Origin of the sequence: Pseudomonas fluorescens HK44, assembly GCF_000217955.3 — a bacterium.
In the GTDB taxonomy this organism is placed as follows: Bacteria; Pseudomonadota; Gammaproteobacteria; order Pseudomonadales; family Pseudomonadaceae; genus Aquipseudomonas; species Aquipseudomonas fluorescens_AQ.
The window spans coordinates 1-17,662 of the sequence record NZ_AFOY02000001.1 but is presented as its reverse complement, the minus strand read 5'-3'; the positions used below and the strand labels follow the sequence as shown (position 1 = coordinate 17,662).

Genomic DNA, 17,662 nt, shown 5'->3' with positions numbered 1-17,662 from the left:
GTTATTCCTCGATTTCATTCAGGTTGCGCCCCGCCAGAGCGGCTTTCACCGTCGAGTCCAGGCGGCGGGCAGCAAAGGCATCGGTCACTTGCGACAGACGCTTGGTCTGCTGCTCGATGGCGTAACCATCGGTGCCTTTCATCAATTCGGTCAGTTCCTGCATTTGCAACTCGATAACCATGCGCTCTTCGGCGTCGAGCAGGCGCTCGCCATCGACATCGAGGGCGCCTTGCACCGCCTCGATCAAACGCTGGGCATCGACTTGCTGCTCACGCAGTACGCGGGCGACCTTGTCGTCGTTGGCGTGCTGGAACGATTCCTTGAGCATGCGGGCGATTTCGCCGTCGGTCAGGCCGTAGGACGGCTTGACCTGAATGCTCGCCTCGACGCCCGAACCCAATTCGCGGGCAGCCACGCTGAGCAAGCCATCGGCATCGACCTGGAAGGTCACGCGAATCTTCGCCGCACCCGCGACCATGGCCGGAATGCCGCGCAATTCGAAGCGCGCCAGGGAACGGCAATCGCTGATCAGCTCGCGCTCGCCCTGCAGCACATGAATCATCATGGCCGACTGGCCGTCTTTATAGGTCGTGAAGTCCTGAGCGCGGGCAACCGGGATGGTGGTGTTACGCGCAATCACCTTCTCCATCAGACCGCCCATGGTTTCGAGCCCCAGGGACAACGGAATCACGTCAAGCAGCAACAGTTCGTCGCCATCACGCTTGTTGCCAGCCAAGGTATCGGCCTGGATCGCAGCACCAATGGCCACGACTTGATCCGGATCGATCTCGGTCAGCGGCTGACGACCAAAAGCCTCAGCCACAGCATCACGAACACGCGGCACACGGGTCGAACCGCCAACCATCACCACCGCCTTCACGTCTTCCAGTTCGATACCGGAATCACGTACGGCGCGACGGCAGGCTTTCAGGCTGCGAGCAACCATCGGCTCGATCAGCGCATCGAAAACTTCACGGGTCAGCTCGGCTTTCCAGTCGCCATAGGCGACTTCAACCGCTGCGACATTGGTCAAGGCTTCCTTGGCCGCGCAGGCGGTTTGCAGCAGATGACGTTGCGCACCTGGATCGAGATCGGCGGACAGGCCCGCGCTCTCGATGATCCAGCCAGCAATCGCGTGATCGAAGTCATCGCCGCCCAGGGCGCTGTCGCCACCGGTTGCCAGCACTTCAAACACACCGCCAGTCAGACGCAGAATCGAAATATCGAAGGTGCCGCCGCCCAGGTCGTAAATGGCAACCAGGCCTTCAGCATGCTGATCCAGACCATAAGCCACCGCCGCCGCAGTCGGCTCATTGAGCAAACGCAGCACGTTCAGACCGGCCAGCTTGGCCGCATCCTTGGTTGCCTGGCGCTGGGCGTCATCGAAATAAGCCGGAACGGTGATCACCGCGCCAACCAGCTCGCCGCCCAGCGTCAACTCGGCGCGCTGACGCAACACCTTGAGGATATCGGCGGAAACTTCGACCGGACTTTTCGGCCCTTGCACGGTGTCGATGAACGGCATGTGCGACTCGCCATCGACAAAGCGGTACGGCAGCTGCTCGCCCAATTGCTTGACGTCGGACAGACCACGACCCATCAAGCGCTTGATCGACAACACCGTGTTCAGCGGATCGGTAGCGGCTGCCAGCTTGGCGGACTCACCGACCTCGACACGGTCAGCGTGATAGCGCACCGCAGACGGCAGGATGACCTGCCCGTCTGCGTCGGCCAGTGGCTCGGAAAGTCCACTGCGCAACGCAGCGACCAGCGAATTGGTAGTGCCCAAGTCGATCCCCACAGCCAGACGACGCTGGTGCGGTTGAGGACTTTGGCCGGGTTCGGCGATCTGCAGTAGGGCCATCGTTATCAGGACTTATCTGTATATCAGGCGTGCGACCGAGGCGGCACTGGGTTAATCGTCGAGGCGCTCTTCTAACTGGCGCACTTCGTAGGTGAGCTTGTCGAGGAACTGCATGCGCCGCATCAGGCGTTCGGCCTGTTCACGTTGCACTGCATCATTCCAGCAAGCTGCGAAGCTTTCGTTCAGTACATCCTGAGCGACTTTCAGACGGCGCTTGAATACCACAATCCCGGCCAGATCGGCACTGTCTTGCAGGTCTTCGAGCTCTTCGCGCCATTGCATCTGCTGCAGAAGAAACTCCGGATCATGCACCGTGACCTCCAGCGGCAGCTCGCGACCACCCATGGCGAGCAGGTAACGCGCGCGCTTGGGGGGACTTTTGAGCGTCTGGTAGGCCTCGTTGAGGCTCGCGGATTGCTCCAGCGCCAGCCGTTGCTCACGCTCGGAAGCGTCAGTAAAGCGGTCTGGATGAACGCCGCGCGCCAACTCACGGTAGCGCGTAGCCAGCTGATCGAGATCCAGATTGAAGCTCGGTTGCAGCTCAAATAAAGCGAAATGACAAAGAGTACCCACGAGCAGCCTCAGATATTGAAGCTTTCGCCGCAGCCACATTCACCGCGCACGTTGGGATTGTTGAACTTGAAGCCTTCGTTCAACCCTTCCTTGACGAAATCGAGCTCGGTGCCGTCCAGGTACGCCAGGCTTTTCGGATCGATGATCACTTTCTCGCCGTGACTGACGAAGACCTGATCGTCTGCCCCTACCTCATCGACAAACTCCAGCACGTAGGCAAGGCCGGAACAGCCCGTGGTGCGAACACCCAGACGAATCCCATCACCCTTGCCGCGCCCGTCGAGGGAGCGTCGCACGTGTTGAGCAGCCGCTTCTGTCATGCTGATAGCCATCGGTGACTCCTTACTCGTCGCCAAATCTTGAAAGTCAGATCAAGCCTTTCTTCTGCTTGTAATCGCGAACGGCAGCCTTGATGGCGTCTTCAGCGAGTACCGAGCAGTGGATTTTCACTGGCGGCAAGGCCAGTTCTTCAGCCAGCTGGGTGTTCTTGATGGTTTCTGCTTCGTCCAGAGTCTTGCCCTTCATCCACTCGGTAGCGAGGGAGCTGGAAGCAATCGCAGAGCCGCAGCCGTAGGTCTTGAACTTGGCGTCTTCGATGATGCCTTGCTCGTTGACCTTGATTTGCAGGCGCATAACGTCGCCGCACGCCGGAGCGCCGACCATGCCGGTGCCGACATCAGGATCTTCCGCGTCCATCTTGCCGACGTTGCGCGGGTTCTCGTAGTGGTCGATGACCTTTTCGCTGTAAGCCATGGTTCTTAATCCTCACTCATCAGAGAGTCGCTCTTGGGGCCCTGCAAGCCAACTTTTCAGCCGGCTTGCAAAGCCCCTGTGCGGCGACTTAATTCGTTAGTGTGCCGCCCACTCGATCTTCGAAATGTCGACGCCGTCTTTGTACATGTCCCACAGCGGCGACAGAGCGCGCAGCTTGGTGACGGCCTCGCAGACTTTCTGCGCGGCATAATCGATTTCTTCTTCGGTGGTGAAGCGGCCGAAGGTGAAGCGAATCGAGCTGTGTGCCAGTTCGTCGTTGCGGCCCAGGGCGCGCAGTACGTACGAAGGCTCAAGCGACGCCGAGGTGCAGGCCGAACCGGACGATACCGCCAGGTCCTTGAGCGCCATGATCAGCGACTCGCCTTCAACGTAGTTGAAGCTCAGGTTCAGGTTGTGCGGAACGCGGGCAGTCAGGCTGCCGTTGACGTACAGCTCTTCGAGGCCTTCGACCTGCTTGAAGAAACGGTCGCTCAGGGCTTTGATCCGAACGTTTTCGGCAGCCATGTCTTCCTTGGCTACACGGAACGCTTCGCCCATGCCAACGATCTGGTGAGTGGCCAGGGTGCCGGAACGCATGCCGCGCTCGTGACCGCCGCCGTGCATGGTCGCTTCAAGGCGAACACGCGGCTTGCGGCTGACGTACAGCGCGCCGATGCCTTTAGGACCGTAGGTTTTGTGAGCCGAGAAGGACATCAGGTCGACTTTCAGCTTTTGCAGGTCGATCTCGACTTTGCCGGTGGACTGCGCAGCGTCGACGTGGAACAGGATGCCCTTGGAACGGGTCAGTTCGCCGATGGCTGCGATATCGTTGATGGTGCCGATTTCGTTGTTCACGTGCATGACCGACACCAGGATGGTGTCATCGCGCAGCGCGGCTTCGATCATCTCAGGCGTCACCAGACCGTCTTCACGAGGATCGAGGTAGGTGACTTCGAAACCTTCGCGCTCCAGTTGGCGCATGGTGTCGAGGACCGCCTTGTGTTCGATCTTGGTGGTGATCAGGTGCTTGCCTTTGGTGCTGTAGAAATGCGCGACACCCTTGATTGCCAGGTTGTCGGACTCGGTGGCACCGGAGGTCCAGACGATTTCACGCGGGTCGGCGTTGACCAGGTCGGCGACCTGGCGGCGAGCGTTTTCGACCGATTCTTCGGCTTTCCAACCGAACACGTGGGAGCGGGACGCCGGGTTACCGAAGTTTCCGTCGACCAGCAGGCATTCACTCATCTTTTGCGCGACACGCGGATCAACCGGGGTGGTCGCAGAGTAATCAAGGTAAATCGGCAATTTCATGGACTCTCTCCTAAATCAGGCTGGCTGGCGTGCCGCTAGCTCTTTGGCTGTCATTCGACGGCGGACGCTTCAATCTTGTCCAGACGCGGTGTCTTGCTGTTGCAACGACGCTGGTCCTGACGCTGGGCTACTTCTTGCACCTCACGGCGAGTGACAAGGTCAGCCAAGCTGATACCGCTCAGAAATTCGTGGATTTGCAGGCTCAGATCACACCACAAGTGGTGGGTCAGGCAGGTATCACCGCCATGACAGTCACCCAAGCCCTGGCATTTGGTTGCATCGACCGATTCGTTTACTGCATCGATCACCTGAGCGACCTGGATGCCCTGCATGTCACGCGACAGCTGGTAGCCACCGCCTGGTCCACGGACACTGGAAACCAGATTGCTGCGGCGCAATTTGGCGAAGAGCTGTTCGAGGTAGGACAGGGAAATGCCTTGGCGCTCAGAGATATCGGCCAGGGACACCGGGCCATGCTGCGCATGCAACGCCAGGTCAAGCATGGCGGTGACAGCGTATCGGCCTTTTGTAGTCAGTCGCATGGACAATTACCACGGAGTTACGGGATGGGGGCGAGTATGCAATTCCCGAGTATTCAAGTCAACTATAAGACCTAGTACTTTAGTCAGGTTTACCCACAAAATAGCGCGCGAACTATAGCAAAGGCTGGTGGCGAACGACCAGCAGTACTGCGTTATCGTTCATCGCGAGCAGGCTCGCTCCCACAAGGGATCTCCGGTGTTGCACAGATCCAGTGTGGGAGCGAGCCTGCTCGCGATGGGGCCAACCCGATTCAGCTGGCCTGGCTTTCATCCTTGCCTTTTACGCAGGCGAAGTCTTCTTCGCGCAGTTCAGGCAAGTCCTTGGCACAGTAAGGGCTGCCCAGGTCCTTGAGCGCACCGCACATGTCTTCCAGTCGACCATCGACCGCTTGCAGGTGATCCAGCAACTGACCGATGGCACGCGCCACCGGGTCCGGCATGTCTTCGCTGACGCCGTAGGCATCAAAACCAATCTTCTCGGCCATGGCCTTGCGCTTGGCTTCCAGCTCATCATCGGACTTGACGATGATCCGCCCAGGAATCCCGACCACCGTCGCCCCCGCCGGCACCGCTTTGGTCACCACCGCATTGGAACCCACCTTGGCACCCGCCCCCACGGTGAACGGACCCAACACCTTGGCGCCCGCCCCAACTACTACGCCATCTTCCAGCGTCGGGTGGCGCTTGCCTTTGTTCCAGCTGGTACCGCCGAGGGTCACGCCCTGATACAGCGTCACGTCATTGCCGATTTCAGCGGTTTCGCCGATGACAATGCCCATGCCATGGTCAATAAAGAACCGACGACCCACCTTCGCACCCGGATGAATCTCGATCCCGGTCAACCAGCGGCCAAAGTTCGATACCAACCGCGCCAGCCATTTCCAGCCCATGCCCCACAGAGCAGCAGACAGTCGATGAATCCAGATGGCGTGCATGCCCGGGTAGCAAGTCAGCACTTCGAAAGCATTACGGGCCGCCGGGTCACGGTGGAAAACGCTCTGGATATCTTCACGCAAACGCTCGAACATCATTAATCCTTCCGTTTAAGAAGCTCACCACGGGCCGCTTTCTGGGTTTCCGTGAGGATGCCACGCAAAATATTCATTTCCGCCCGGCTGACCGAGCTTCGTCCGTACAACCGACGCAGGCGCGCCATCAAGTGCCGCGGTTTTTCCGGATCGAGAAACTCGATGGCCACCAGCGTCTGCTCCAGGTGCTCATAGAATCGCTCCAGCTCATCCATGGTCGCCAGCTCACCGCTTTTGGTCGACGCGACTTCTTCCTTCTCGATCTTGCTTGGCTGACCTTCGGCCGCCAGCCAGGACATGCGCACTTCATAGCTCAACACCTGCACCGCTGCCCCTAGGTTCAGCGAACTGAACTCAGGGTCTGAGGGGATGTGCACGTGATAATGACATCGCTGCAGCTCTTCATTGGTCAGGCCGGAATCTTCACGACCAAAGACCAACGCAATTTCGGCACCTTGCGCTGCTTCCTCAACCACCTTCGTCCCGCACTCACGGGGGTCGAGCAGCGGCCAAGGGATACGACGGTCACGCGCGCTGGTGCCCAGCACCAGATTGCAGCCGACCAGCGCATCTTCCAGCGTGGCAACGACTTGGGCGTTTTCCAGGATGTCACCGGCACCGGAAGCTCGCGCATCGGCTTCGTGGTGCGGGAACAACCGTGGCTCGACCAGTACCAGTCGCGACAGGCCCATGTTCTTCATGGCACGCGCAGCTCCACCGATATTTCCCGGATGGCTGGTATTGACCAGGACGACACGAATGTTCTGCAGCAAGGGAGGCGCTCTCTGACAGGGAAACAGGGAGCAAATCTTACAGTTCCTCCTACCGTTAAGCTATGAAAGCGAACGTCGACCTTCACCTGTAGAAACTTTCTGATAGAATGCTCGGCTTTCTTTAACAACCTTAGGTGACACATCCATGCAGCCCATGCTGAATATCGCGCTGCGCGCCGCCCGCAGCGCCAGTGAATTGATTTTCCGCTCCATCGAGCGCCTGGATACCATCAAGGTCGACGAAAAAGACGCCAAGGACTACGTGTCCGAAGTGGATCGCGCTGCCGAACAGAAAATCATCGACGCACTGCGCAAGGCCTACCCGAATCATTCGATCATGGGTGAAGAGACCGGCATGCACGCCGGTACCGGGATCGAAGGCGAAGAATACCTGTGGATCATCGACCCACTGGACGGCACCACCAACTTCCTGCGCGGCATTCCTCACTTCGCTGTCAGCATCGCCTGCAAATACCGTGGTCGCCTGGAGCACGCTGTTGTTCTGGACCCGGTTCGCCAGGAAGAATTCACCGCCAGCCGTGGTCGCGGCGCTCAACTGAACGGTCGTCGCCTGCGCGTCAGCGGTCGCACCAGCCTGGACGGCGCCCTGCTGGGTACCGGCTTCCCGTTCCGTGACGACCAGATGGACAACCTCGACAACTACCTGGGCATGTTCCGCGCCCTGGTTGGCCAGACCGCCGGCATCCGCCGCGCTGGTGCAGCGAGCCTGGACCTGGCTTATGTAGCTGCCGGCCGTTTCGACGCATTCTGGGAGTCGGGTCTGTCCGAGTGGGACATGGCGGCAGGCGCCCTGCTGATCCAGGAAGCTGGCGGCCTGGTGAGCGACTTCACCGGCGGTCACGACTTCCTTGAAAAAGGCCACGTCGTTGCCGGCAACACCAAATGCTTCAAAGCAGTACTGACGGCCATCCAGCCGCACCTGCCAGCCTCGCTGAAACGCTAAGCGCCAGGCACAAAAAAAGCACCCTTCGGGGTGCTTTTTTTATGCCTGAATTTCAAACTACCAGCCGCCCTTCGTAGGAGCACAGCTTGCTGGCGATGAAGGCAACGCGGCGCATCTGTCAGACCACTGTGACGCCATCGCGGGCAAGCCTTGCTCCTACAAATCAACTTATTTCTGAGCGGGCTGGTTCTGCCCCAGAATCAGATGACCATCCTTGTCGACCGGAATCTGGTTGCCCGGATCACGATCCATCCGCACCTTGCCTTCCTTGCCGCCCAGCGAATACCGAACGTCATAACCTACGAGCTTGTCGCTGACGTCATGGACCGTCTCGCAACGTCTTTGCATCGTGGTGGTGGTATCACGTTCCTGCATGCCTTCCTGCACCCTGTTACCGGCGTAACCGCCGCCAACTGCACCGGCGACCGTGGCGAGCTTCTTGCCATTACCGCCACCAATCATGTTACCCAATAGACCGCCACCGACTGCGCCGACCACTGTACCGAGGATCTGATGCTGGTCTTTCACCGGCGCCTGCCGGGTCACAGGCACATCCCTGCACACTTCACGTGGAGTCTTGATCTGTGTTTTGACCGGCTCGACTGCCAGTACTTGCGCATACTCAGGTCCGCCGCTTTTTACCAGGCTGTAGGTGGCAACAGCGCCTCCGGCAGTCACACCGACAGCACCCAATACCGCACCAACCAGTAACGACTTGTTCACTTGAACCTCCTGACCATCACATGCGGGACATGCCCGCGCTTCTCCCAATCTTGGAGCATAAAAAAAGGCGCGAGTTCAATACTCGCGCCTTCTGGTTATAACGAGAGGAAATAAAGCCTCAAGGACGGTCGTCCACTTCCTTCTCGGTATTGGCAGCAGGAATCAGGTCCTCGCTGCTCAGGTTCAGCCAGATCAGCACCACGTTGGCGATGTAGATCGACGAGTAAGTACCCGCCAGAACACCGATAAACAGCGCAATGGAGAAGTCGAACAGGTTGTCACCACCAAAGAACAGCAGCGCGGAGATCGCCAGCAAGGTGGAGATCGACGTCGCCATGGTCCGCAGCAGGGTTTGCGTGGTCGAGATGTTGATGTTCTCGATCAGCGTCGCCTTGCGCAGCACCCGGAAGTTCTCACGAACCCGGTCGAATACCACGATGGTGTCGTTTAGCGAGTAACCGATGATCGCCAGCACCGCCGCCAACACCGTCAGGTCGAAGGTGACCTGGAAGAACGACAGGATACCGACAGTCACGATCACGTCGTGGATCAGCGAGACAATCGCACCGATCGCGAACTTCCACTGAAAGCGGAACGCCAGGTAGATCAGAATGCCGCCCAGCGCCATCAGCATGCCGAGACCACCCTGGTCGCGCAGCTCTTCACCGACCTGCGGGCCCACGAACTCGACGCGCTTGACCACCGCCGGGTTATCGCCGCCGACTTTCTGCAGCGCTTCAGCCACCTGGTGACCCAGTTGCGGGTCTTCGCCAGGCATGCGCACCAGCAAATCGGTGGTGGCGCCGAAGCTCTGAACGATCGCTTCGTGATAACCCGCCTCAGTCAGCTGGGAACGAACCTTCAAGACGTCGGCCGGATGCTCGTAGGTCAGCTCGATGAGCGTACCGCCGGTGAAGTCCAGCCCCCAGTTCATGCCCTTGTGGAAGCAGCTGAACAACGCCAGAGCGGTAAGGAACAATGTGAAGCCGAACGCAACGTTGCGAACGCCCATGAAGTTGATAGTACGTAACATGGCAGCCCCTTAAATCCACAACTTCTTGAAGTCACGACCGCCGAAGATCAGGTTGACCATCGCGCGGGTCACCATGATGGCCGTGAACATCGAGGTAAAGATCCCGAGGGACATGGTCACTGCGAAGCCCTTCACCGGGCCGGTGCCCATGGCGAAGAGGATGCCACCGACCAACAGAGTGGTCAGGTTGGCGTCGAGAATCGCGGTGAATGCCCGGCCGAAGCCTTCGTTGATTGCTCGCTGCACGGTCATGCCGGCCGCGATCTCTTCACGTATCCGCGAGAAGATCAGTACGTTGGCGTCGACCGCCATACCCATGGTCAATACGATACCGGCGATACCCGGCAGGGTCAGTGTTGCCCCCAGCAGCGACATCAAGGCCAGCAGCAGCACCATGTTCACCGCCAGCGCAACCGTGGCAACCAGGCCGAAGAAGCGGTAGATGGCCATGATGAACAGCGAAACGAACAGCATGCCCCACAGCGACGCATTGATACCCTTGGTGATGTTGTCAGCACCCAGGCTTGGACCGATGGTGCGTTCTTCAGCAAAGTACATCGGTGCCGCCAGGCCACCGGCGCGCAGCAGCAAGGCCAGCTCCGAGGATTCGCCCTGACCGTTCAGGCCAGTGATGCGGAACTGAGCACCCAGCGGCGACTGAATGGTCGCCAGACTGATGATCTTTTTCTCTTCCTTGAAGCTCTGGACCGGCACGTCTTTCTCGACGCCGTTGACCATTTGCTTGACGTAAGTCGTCACCGGGCGCTGCTCGATGAAGATCACCGCCATGCTGCGACCAACGTTGGAACGCGTCGCACGGTTCATCAGCTCACCGCCGTGACCGTCCAGACGAATGTTCACTTCCGGCGTACCGTGCTCGCCGAAACCGGCCTTGGCGTCAGTCACCTGATCGCCCGTGATGATCAGGCCACGCTCGATTTGCGCAGGAGGACGCTTGCCTTCACGGAACTCGAAGGTCTCGGAAGTGGCTTTGGACGCACCCGGCTCAGCCGCCAGACGGAACTCAAGGTTCGCCGTCTTGCCGAGGATACGCTTGGCTTCGGCAGTGTCTTGCACGCCTGGCAGCTCAACCACGATGCGGTTGGCGCCCTGACGCTGAACGATAGGCTCGGCAACACCCAGCTCGTTGACGCGGTTACGCACCGTGGTCAAGTTCTGCTTGATGGAGTATTCGCGGATTTCCGCCAGCTTGGCCGGGGTCATCGCCAGACGCAGTACCGGTTGGCCATTGAGGTCGGCCGGAACAATGTCGAAATCGTTGAAGTTCTTGCGGATCAGCGCACGAGCCTCTTCGCGGGAAGCGTCATCACTGAAACCCAGCTGAATGGCGCCATTGATCTGCGGCAGGCTGCGATAGCGCAGCTTCTCTTTACGCAGCAGGCTCTTGACGTCGCCTTCGTAGACTTTCAGGCGGGCGTCGAGGGCTTTTTCCATGTCCACTTCGAGCAGGAAGTGCACACCACCGGACAAGTCCAGACCCAGCTTCATCGGATGCGCGGCGAGGCTGCGCAGCCACTGCGGAGTCGTTTGTGCCAGGTTCAGTGCGACGACGTAGTCATCACCCAGCGCCTTGCGCACGACGTCTTTGGCTGGCAGTTGGTCTTCCGCCTTGGTCAGGCGCAACAAACCGCCCTTGCCATTAGCCGACAAAGTGGCCGCCTTGACGTTGATCCCGGCATCGTTGAGCGCTTTACTCACGCGATCCAGATCAGCCTGATTGACCTGCAGCGCAGTGCTTGCACCGCTGACCTGAATGGCCGGATCGTCAGGATAAAGATTGGGAGCGGAATAAATCAGACCGACCGCCAGCACCGCCAGGATCAGAATGTATTTCCACAGAGGGTATTTGTTCAGCATCACGCCGCCCGCTTATGACGCGGGGCGCCTTGCGCGCCCCGTCGATTGAGTAGAAGTTGGAACTTAGATCGCTTTTAGCGTGCCTTTTGGCAGCGTGGCGGCGATGGCGCCTTTCTGGAATTTCATTTCGACAGTGTCGGAAACTTCCAGAACTACGAAATCATCTGCCACTTTAGTGATCTTGCCGGCGATACCACCGGTGGTCACAACTTCGTCGCCTTTCTGCAGGCTGCTCAGCAGGTTCTTCTGCTCTTTGGCGCGCTTGGCCTGTGGACGCCAGATCATCAGGTAGAAGATGACCAGGAAGCCGACCAGGAAAATCCACTCAAAGCCGCCGCCCATCGGGCCTGCCGCAGGGGCACCAGCATCAGCCATGGCATTAGAGATAAAAAAGCTCATTTAGCACTCCAGTTGCAAATGTTGAATCTTGGGGTCAGAAAACTCAGTCCAAAGGCGGTACAGGTAACCCGCGTTTGGCGTAGAAGGCATCGACAAAGGCGGCCAATGTACCCTGTTGAATAGCCTCGCGCAAACCAGCCATAAGTACCTGGTAATGGCGCAAATTGTGGATTGTATTCAACATGCTACCCAGCATTTCTCCACACTTGTCCAGATGGTGCAGATAAGCACGGGAGAAGTTCTGGCAGGTATAGCAATCGCAGGTCGGATCGAGCGGCGAATCATCATGGCGATGAAACGCGTTACGGATTTTCAGCACGCCCGTATCAATGAACAAGTGCCCGTTGCGGGCATTACGGGTTGGCATCACGCAATCGAACATGTCCACACCGCGGCGCACACCCTCAACCAAGTCTTCCGGTTTGCCAACGCCCATAAGGTAACGAGGTTTGTCAGCCGGCATCTGGCCTGGCAGATAATCCAGCACCTTGATCATCTCGTGCTTGGGCTCGCCCACCGACAGACCGCCGATCGCCAGGCCATCAAAACCGATCTTGTCGAGGCCTTCCAGGGAGCGCATGCGCAGGTCCTGGTGCATGCCGCCCTGAACGATACCGAACAGCGCCGCGGTGTTGTCGCCATGAGCGTTTTTCGAGCGCTGAGCCCAGCGCAACGACAGCTCCATGGACACCCGCGCCACATCTTCGTCGGCCGGGTACGGGGTGCATTCGTCGAAAATCATCACGATGTCGGAGCCCAGGTCGCGCTGAACCTGCATCGACTCTTCCGGGCCCATGAACACTTTCGCGCCATCCACTGGAGAAGCGAAGGTCACGCCCTCCTCCTTGATCTTGCGCATGGCGCCCAGACTGAACACCTGGAAACCGCCGGAGTCGGTCAGGATCGGGCCTTTCCACTGCATGAAATCGTGCAGGTCGCCGTGCTTCTTGATCACTTCGGTGCCAGGACGCAGCCACAGGTGAAAGGTGTTGCCCAGAATGATCTCGGCGCCTGTCGCCTCGATATCCCGCGGCAACATGCCCTTGACCGTGCCGTACGTGCCGACCGGCATGAAGGCTGGGGTTTCGACAGTGCCACGCGGGAACGTCAGGCGACCACGGCGAGCCTTGCCGTCGGTGGCCAGCAATTCGAAAGACATACGACTTGTACGACTCATTCTTGATCCTCAGGGGCCGAATCCTTGGGGGCGGTCGGCGCCGGATTACGGGTGATGAACATCGCATCACCGTAGCTGAAAAAGCGGTATCCATGCTCGACGGCGGCCTTGTAGGCGGCCATGGTCTCGGGATAACCGGCGAACGCCGAAACCAGCATCAACAGCGTGGATTCGGGCAAATGAAAGTTGGTGACCAGGGCATCGACCACATGGAACGGCCGGCCTGGGTAGATAAAGATATCGGTGTCACCGCTGAACGGTTTGAGCACGCCATCGCGGGCCGCGCTTTCCAGCGAACGCACGCTGGTAGTCCCCACCGCCACCACGCGCCCACCCCGCGCACGGCACGCAGCGACCGCATCCACCACGTCCTGGCCGACTTCCAGCCATTCGCTGTGCATGTGGTGATCTTCGAGCTTCTCGACGCGCACCGGCTGAAAGGTGCCCGCGCCGACGTGCAAGGTCACGAACGCCGTCTCGATACCCTTGGCGGCAATCGCTTCCAGCAACGGCTGATCGAAATGCAGCCCCGCCGTCGGCGCCGCCACCGCGCCCAAGCGCTCGGCGTAGACCGTCTGATAACGCTCGCGGTCCGAGCCTTCGTCCGGGCGGTCTATATAAGGAGGCAACGGCATGTGCCCGACGCGGTCGAGCAGCGGCAGCACTTCTTCGGCGAACCCCAGTTCGAACAACGCATCATGACGCGCGAGCATTTGCGCTTCGCCACCACCGTCGATGAGGATCGTCGAACCCGGCTTCGGCGACTTGCTGGAGCGCACATGGGCCAGCACGCGATGACTGTCGAGCACCCGCTCGACCAGAATTTCCAGCTTGCCGCCGGAAGCTTTCTGGCCAAACAGCCGCGCCGGAATCACCCGGGTATTGTTGAACACCATCAAATCGCCCGGGCGCAAATGCTCAAGCAAATCAGTGAATTGACGGTGCGCCAGAGCGCCGCTGACCCCATCCAGGGTCAACAGGCGACTGCCGCGCCGCTCAGCCAAAGGGTGGCGAGCGATCAGCGAATCAGGGAGTTCGAAAGTAAAGTCAGCAACGCGCATGATGGGGTTCGTCTAGCAGGGCCGGGAAGTCTAGCGGAAATAGTGAAAATTCTCCATGTACCTGATTGACCGACGGTTATCTCATCTCTATACTTCGCCGCCATTGAGCCCTGATGGCGGAATTGGTAGACGCGGCGGATTCAAAATCCGTTTTCGAAAGGAGTGGGAGTTCGAGTCTCCCTCGGGGCACCAAAATTAAGAAAGGTCTTGCTTAGCAAGGCCTTTTTTTTTGTTCTTCACGGAATCCGGGAAACACAGAAACAAGAACGCCGATTTGATTGATGATGATGTTCGTGCGAGCAAACACATCTAACAAACCGGGCGTTCTTATGCGCGATATTAATACTTTCCTTCCTTTTTGGGAGGGTTTTTCTGTCGTCAACATCAAGCCTGATGGTGGACGCCCTACAGATCGATCTGACTCCCCACGCTACCCGATTCCCTTCCTGTGGCGGCTGCCAAAAACCCTGTTCAACCACTCATGAGTATTGCGAGCGAGTCGTTCGTGATTTGCCCATTCTCGGTCGCGCGGTGCGCCTTAGCGTTTTGCTCAGGCGGGTTGGCTGTCGTGACTGTGGCAAACGCATGGAAGCCGTCAGTTGGCTGGATCGCTATGCCCGCATGACGCGCCGCTTGGCCGATGCGGTCATTCAAGCCTGTGAGCGCCTTCCCACGCTACACGTGGCTCAACTGTTTGGGCTGCATTGGGACACCGTCCGGTTGCTGGAGCGTCGAGCCTTGCAAACGGCGCTAAGTAATCTGCCGAAGGCGCAACCGCGACGCCTGGTAATGGACGAGTTCGCGCTGTTCAAAGGTCATCGCTACGCCAGCGTGGTCCTGGATGCCGATACACGACGAGTGCTGTGGATCGGCGAAGGCCGCAGCCGGGCGGCGGTCAGACCGTTCTTCGAAGAACTGGGACCAGAGGGTTGTGCTCGAATCGAAGCGGTAGCGATGGACATGAACACCGCTTTTGATCTGGAGGTTCGCCAGCACTGCCCCAAAGCCCGAGTGGTCTACGACCTCTTTCATGTGGTAGCCAAATATGGCCGAGAGGTGATTGATCGGGTCCGCGTCGACGAGGCTAACCGGCTGCGTCATGACAAGCCGGCTCGCAAGGTCATCAAGCAGGCGCGATGGCTGTTGCTGCGTAACCCGCAGAACCTGAAAACGCCGGAACAACAGGTCCATTTACAGGATTTACTGGCGGCCAACCAATCGTTGATGACGGTCTATCTGATGAAGGCTGAACTCAAAACGCTCTGGACGCCGAGTACCGCCTGGGGCTGGAGATCGGCCTGGAAGCAATGGTTGCGCCATGCTCATGAAAGCGCGATACCCGCCCTGATCCAGTTCGCCAGACGGCTAAAGGATTACTGGCGGGGCATCGTCAGTCGGGTTCGCTGGCCGATGCACACCGGTCAGTTGGAAGGAATAAACAATCGAATAAAGGTCATCAAGCGGATGGCGTACGGTTACCGGGATAGCGAGTTCTTTTTCATGAAGATCAAGAGCGTCTTTCCCGGTAATCCGTGATGAACCTTTTTTTTCGCCTATAGAAAAGCCACCCCGCCCCCGTAGGAACTGCCGAAGGTTCGGGCCGCGTTCGGACGATCTTTTAATCCTGCTCTTCTTCCACGTCCCTTGACCGGCGGACCATTTCAAAAGGATCCCCCCATGGAATTACCACTGGAAACAGTCGCCCTCTTCTCCCTAAAACTCGCCTACGAAACGGAAGACCAAAGCCCGATCCTGCGCGACGATCTGATGATGGGTGACTACCAGCGGGACGTATTCGGCTTGCTGGTACGCAGAGGTGATGTCGAGACGATCAAGGTCAAAGTGGCCGAATGCGTGGGGCTGGCGCTTGAGGCGATAGGTGGGGTTGGTACGCCGCTGGGGCGAGAGCTGGATAGATTGTCGGGAGATTTCAGTGCGGCGCAGACGCTGGAACAGCTTGATAGTCCGCTGATTGCGCTTAAGGATTATTTGAAAGATATTCAGTGAATGACCAGGTCGACATCGTCCCCGCCGTCGATTCCTATCAAACCGCAGGTGGCAATTTTGCTTTTTTGACATCTGCACACTATCAGTTCAGCTAGTACCCATATTTTGCGAGACATTCAATACTGAACGCCTGCACACAGGATTTTCGAGGCGCTCATCCCATGACAATCCAACCTGAACCGATATGCCATTATCGCTATGACGCTCTCGACCGGCTTATTAGTAGCGTGATCCGAGGACGACTGGAGCGTCAGCGTTACTACTGCAAAAACCTCCTGACTACCGAGGTAGAGGGCGAGATACGTTGCTCTATCGTCCAGCATGGTGATCAGTTGTTGGCGCAACAACAAAGCGGGGGTGATGCTCTTGCGATTACATTGCTGGCCACCGATCAAAATCGCACAGTGCTACAAACGCTCCAAGTCAATAATCAAACGCTATCCATCGCCTATACGCCCTATGGTATTGGTGTCCGGTTTGATAGGGGCCAGTCCATTACCCGCATTTATCCCCCGTCCCCTGACCCCAAATACCTATCAGATCTGCTAGCTATACAGGCCTGATAAACAAGCAGAAGCTGACGTGAAGATTACTATTTTCCGGAGCTTGTCACATGAGTGGACCGCATAAGACCTCCACCACCCACTATCAATACGATCCGCTAGATCGTTTGATTAGCGCTCACTCGATGCAACGCTTTTACAACAGTACCCGCATTGCGACCGAGATTCAGGGCGATAGAAAAACTTGTTTTTTCGAACACAAGACCATGCCGCTAGCCGAGTTACAACCCGGCGATGCAGTCACCTTACTGGCCACTGATCTACAAAAATCGGTGCTGCATAGCATCAAACATGCCCTCATTCATCCACAGAACTACAGCCCTTACGGCCATCGCCCAGCGGAGAACGGGTTACTTAGCTTACTGGGGTTTAACGGCGAACGACCTGACTCTGTAACCGGTCATTATTTATTAGGGCAGGGTCATCGGGCTTACAACCCAGTGCTGATGCGATTTAACAGTCCGGATAGATTAAGCCCCTTCGGGGAGGGTGGCATTAATGCTTATGCCTACTGCGAAAATGATCCGATCAATTACGCGGATCCGACGGGTAAAGCAAAGCTTTTCCTTTTCGCGCGCAGAATTTTCAACCAACCAGATGTATCCGGCGCTCTATCCAGGGTTAAAAAAAGCCTGGGTAGTGTAGAAAAAGTCAAAGCAAAAGCAAAAGCAACGCCAACACCAACACCAACACCAACACCAAAGAAAACAGCACAGCCCACCCCTCCAAACACGCAGCAAACTAACGCCCCTGCGACAAACAGAAACTCCATTGGAGGGCCCAACACCCGTACGCTTGCACATAGTAAGGCTTCTATAGCTCAAAATAGAACCGCCCTAGCCCCGATTCATAACTACGCTGCTCCTAGCGAGTGGAGCGTGCAACTCATCCCTGGCCAATTGCAACCTGCCGTTAGCAACTCCGCTTTACGTCCCATTCATAACTATGCTGCTCCGGGCGGATGGAAAGTGCTTCTAGTCCCTGACCCTATGCAACCTGTCGTTCGCTTAATC

At 58.0% G+C, this 17,662-nt stretch carries 18 protein-coding genes, 1 tRNA gene and 1 pseudogene; 6 read left to right on the top strand and 14 right to left on the bottom strand.

All coding sequences use genetic code 11. From position 1 onward, the window contains the following. Nucleotide 1: 1 nt before the first annotated feature. From hscA to trmJ, 8 genes are all read right to left on the bottom strand, one after another. Nucleotides 2-1,864 carry a Fe-S protein assembly chaperone HscA gene (gene hscA, locus HK44_RS00100; protein ID WP_019693466.1) on the bottom strand — a complete coding sequence of 621 codons (1,863 nt, stop codon included), beginning with the start codon at nt 1,862-1,864 and terminating at the stop codon, nt 2-4. 51 nt (nt 1,865-1,915) lie between these two features. Further along, nucleotides 1,916-2,437: a co-chaperone HscB gene (hscB, locus tag HK44_RS00095; protein WP_019693467.1), complete on the bottom strand. Its 522-nt coding sequence runs from the start codon at nt 2,435-2,437 to the stop codon at nt 1,916-1,918. 8 nt (nt 2,438-2,445) lie between these two features. After that, nucleotides 2,446-2,769 carry an iron-sulfur cluster assembly protein IscA gene (iscA, locus tag HK44_RS00090; RefSeq protein WP_019693468.1) on the bottom strand — a complete coding sequence of 108 codons (324 nt, stop codon included), beginning with the start codon at nt 2,767-2,769 and terminating at the stop codon, nt 2,446-2,448. A gap of 34 nt (nt 2,770-2,803) precedes the next feature. Then, nucleotides 2,804-3,190, bottom strand: coding sequence for a Fe-S cluster assembly scaffold IscU (gene iscU, locus HK44_RS00085; protein WP_003443374.1), 387 nt, complete (start codon nt 3,188-3,190; stop codon nt 2,804-2,806). A 96-nt stretch (nt 3,191-3,286) separates the two neighbouring features. Continuing rightward, complete coding sequence (locus HK44_RS00080) at nt 3,287-4,501, bottom strand: IscS subfamily cysteine desulfurase (protein WP_019693469.1); 1,215 nt, start codon at nt 4,499-4,501, stop codon at nt 3,287-3,289. A gap of 50 nt (nt 4,502-4,551) precedes the next feature. Beyond that, the gene (gene iscR / locus HK44_RS00075) at nt 4,552-5,043 is read right to left on the bottom strand and encodes a Fe-S cluster assembly transcriptional regulator IscR (protein ID WP_019693470.1); all 492 of its coding nucleotides are present in this window, start codon (nt 5,041-5,043) and stop codon (nt 4,552-4,554) included. A 251-nt stretch (nt 5,044-5,294) separates the two neighbouring features. After that, complete coding sequence (cysE, locus tag HK44_RS00070; RefSeq protein WP_024264639.1) at nt 5,295-6,071, bottom strand: serine O-acetyltransferase; 777 nt, start codon at nt 6,069-6,071, stop codon at nt 5,295-5,297. Nucleotides 6,072-6,073: 2 nt separating this feature from the next. Continuing rightward, nucleotides 6,074-6,844: a tRNA (cytosine(32)/uridine(32)-2'-O)-methyltransferase TrmJ gene (gene trmJ / locus HK44_RS00065; RefSeq protein ID WP_019693472.1), complete on the bottom strand. Its 771-nt coding sequence runs from the start codon at nt 6,842-6,844 to the stop codon at nt 6,074-6,076. Between the two features lie 145 nt (nt 6,845-6,989). Here trmJ and suhB point away from each other — a divergent pair, with 145 nt between their 5' ends. Next, nucleotides 6,990-7,808, top strand: a complete 819-nt coding sequence (suhB, locus tag HK44_RS00060) for a type III secretion system regulator SuhB (RefSeq protein ID WP_019693473.1) — start codon at nt 6,990-6,992, stop codon at nt 7,806-7,808. 168 nt (nt 7,809-7,976) lie between these two features. Here the strand turns inward: suhB and HK44_RS00055 are convergent, their stop codons facing one another. The 6 genes from HK44_RS00055 to queA all read right to left on the bottom strand — a co-directional run bounded on the left by HK44_RS00055 (nt 7,977) and on the right by queA (nt 14,079). Further along, nucleotides 7,977-8,531, bottom strand: coding sequence for a glycine zipper 2TM domain-containing protein (locus tag HK44_RS00055; RefSeq protein ID WP_019693474.1), 555 nt, complete (start codon nt 8,529-8,531; stop codon nt 7,977-7,979). A gap of 118 nt (nt 8,532-8,649) precedes the next feature. Continuing rightward, entirely contained in the window at nt 8,650-9,564 is a 915-nt protein-coding gene (gene secF / locus HK44_RS00050; protein ID WP_019693475.1) for a protein translocase subunit SecF, read from the bottom strand. 9 nt (nt 9,565-9,573) lie between these two features. Next, nucleotides 9,574-11,442, bottom strand: coding sequence for a protein translocase subunit SecD (gene secD / locus HK44_RS00045; RefSeq protein WP_019693476.1), 1,869 nt, complete (start codon nt 11,440-11,442; stop codon nt 9,574-9,576). Nucleotides 11,443-11,505: 63 nt separating this feature from the next. Beyond that, entirely contained in the window at nt 11,506-11,841 is a 336-nt protein-coding gene (yajC, locus tag HK44_RS00040; RefSeq protein WP_019693477.1) for a preprotein translocase subunit YajC, read from the bottom strand. A gap of 43 nt (nt 11,842-11,884) precedes the next feature. Next, on the bottom strand, nt 11,885-13,000 hold the full coding sequence (gene tgt / locus HK44_RS00035; RefSeq protein WP_162130405.1) for a tRNA guanosine(34) transglycosylase Tgt: 1,116 nt from the start codon (nt 12,998-13,000) through the stop codon (nt 11,885-11,887). Nucleotides 13,001-13,014: 14 nt separating this feature from the next. Continuing rightward, nucleotides 13,015-14,079 carry a tRNA preQ1(34) S-adenosylmethionine ribosyltransferase-isomerase QueA gene (gene queA, locus HK44_RS00030; protein WP_019693479.1) on the bottom strand — a complete coding sequence of 355 codons (1,065 nt, stop codon included), beginning with the start codon at nt 14,077-14,079 and terminating at the stop codon, nt 13,015-13,017. Nucleotides 14,080-14,186: 107 nt separating this feature from the next. On the opposite strand from queA, the gene HK44_RS00025 reads away from it, so the two are divergent. From HK44_RS00025 to HK44_RS00005, 5 genes and pseudogenes are all read left to right on the top strand, one after another. After that, nucleotides 14,187-14,271: transfer RNA gene (locus tag HK44_RS00025), tRNA-Leu, on the top strand. A 137-nt stretch (nt 14,272-14,408) separates the two neighbouring features. After that, nucleotides 14,409-15,615 (top strand): annotated as a pseudogene (locus tag HK44_RS00020) (ISL3 family transposase). Nucleotides 15,616-15,756: 141 nt separating this feature from the next. Then, complete coding sequence (locus HK44_RS00015; RefSeq protein WP_019693480.1) at nt 15,757-16,086, top strand: hypothetical protein; 330 nt, start codon at nt 15,757-15,759, stop codon at nt 16,084-16,086. Between the two features lie 161 nt (nt 16,087-16,247). Next, nucleotides 16,248-16,649, top strand: coding sequence for a hypothetical protein (locus HK44_RS00010; RefSeq protein WP_141651649.1), 402 nt, complete (start codon nt 16,248-16,250; stop codon nt 16,647-16,649). A gap of 50 nt (nt 16,650-16,699) precedes the next feature. Then, nucleotides 16,700-17,662: RHS repeat-associated core domain-containing protein (locus HK44_RS00005; protein ID WP_141651648.1), on the top strand; the 963-nt coding region annotated here is incomplete at its 3' end.

What these genes read in the sequence shown, in the direction of transcription:
- iscU (WP_003443374.1), bottom strand. Translation starts at nt 3,190, where the DNA reads ATGGCTTACAGCGAAAAGGTCATCGACCACTACGAGAACCCGCGCAAC.
- cysE (WP_024264639.1), bottom strand. Translation starts at nt 6,071, where the DNA reads ATGTTCGAGCGTTTGCGTGAAGATATCCAGAGCGTTTTCCACCGTGAC.
- iscR (WP_019693470.1), bottom strand. Translation starts at nt 5,043, where the DNA reads ATGCGACTGACTACAAAAGGCCGATACGCTGTCACCGCCATGCTTGAC.
- hscA (WP_019693466.1), bottom strand. Translation starts at nt 1,864, where the DNA reads ATGGCCCTACTGCAGATCGCCGAACCCGGCCAAAGTCCTCAACCGCAC.
- secF (WP_019693475.1), bottom strand. Translation starts at nt 9,564, where the DNA reads ATGTTACGTACTATCAACTTCATGGGCGTTCGCAACGTTGCGTTCGGC.
- tgt (WP_162130405.1), bottom strand. Translation starts at nt 13,000, where the DNA reads ATGTCTTTCGAATTGCTGGCCACCGACGGCAAGGCTCGCCGTGGTCGC.
- HK44_RS00010 (WP_141651649.1), top strand. Translation starts at nt 16,248, where the DNA reads ATGACAATCCAACCTGAACCGATATGCCATTATCGCTATGACGCTCTC.
- HK44_RS00015 (WP_019693480.1), top strand. Translation starts at nt 15,757, where the DNA reads ATGGAATTACCACTGGAAACAGTCGCCCTCTTCTCCCTAAAACTCGCC.
- suhB (WP_019693473.1), top strand. Translation starts at nt 6,990, where the DNA reads ATGCAGCCCATGCTGAATATCGCGCTGCGCGCCGCCCGCAGCGCCAGT.
- secD (WP_019693476.1), bottom strand. Translation starts at nt 11,442, where the DNA reads ATGCTGAACAAATACCCTCTGTGGAAATACATTCTGATCCTGGCGGTG.
- yajC (WP_019693477.1), bottom strand. Translation starts at nt 11,841, where the DNA reads ATGAGCTTTTTTATCTCTAATGCCATGGCTGATGCTGGTGCCCCTGCG.
- iscA (WP_019693468.1), bottom strand. Translation starts at nt 2,769, where the DNA reads ATGGCTATCAGCATGACAGAAGCGGCTGCTCAACACGTGCGACGCTCC.
- queA (WP_019693479.1), bottom strand. Translation starts at nt 14,079, where the DNA reads ATGCGCGTTGCTGACTTTACTTTCGAACTCCCTGATTCGCTGATCGCT.
- HK44_RS00080 (WP_019693469.1), bottom strand. Translation starts at nt 4,501, where the DNA reads ATGAAATTGCCGATTTACCTTGATTACTCTGCGACCACCCCGGTTGAT.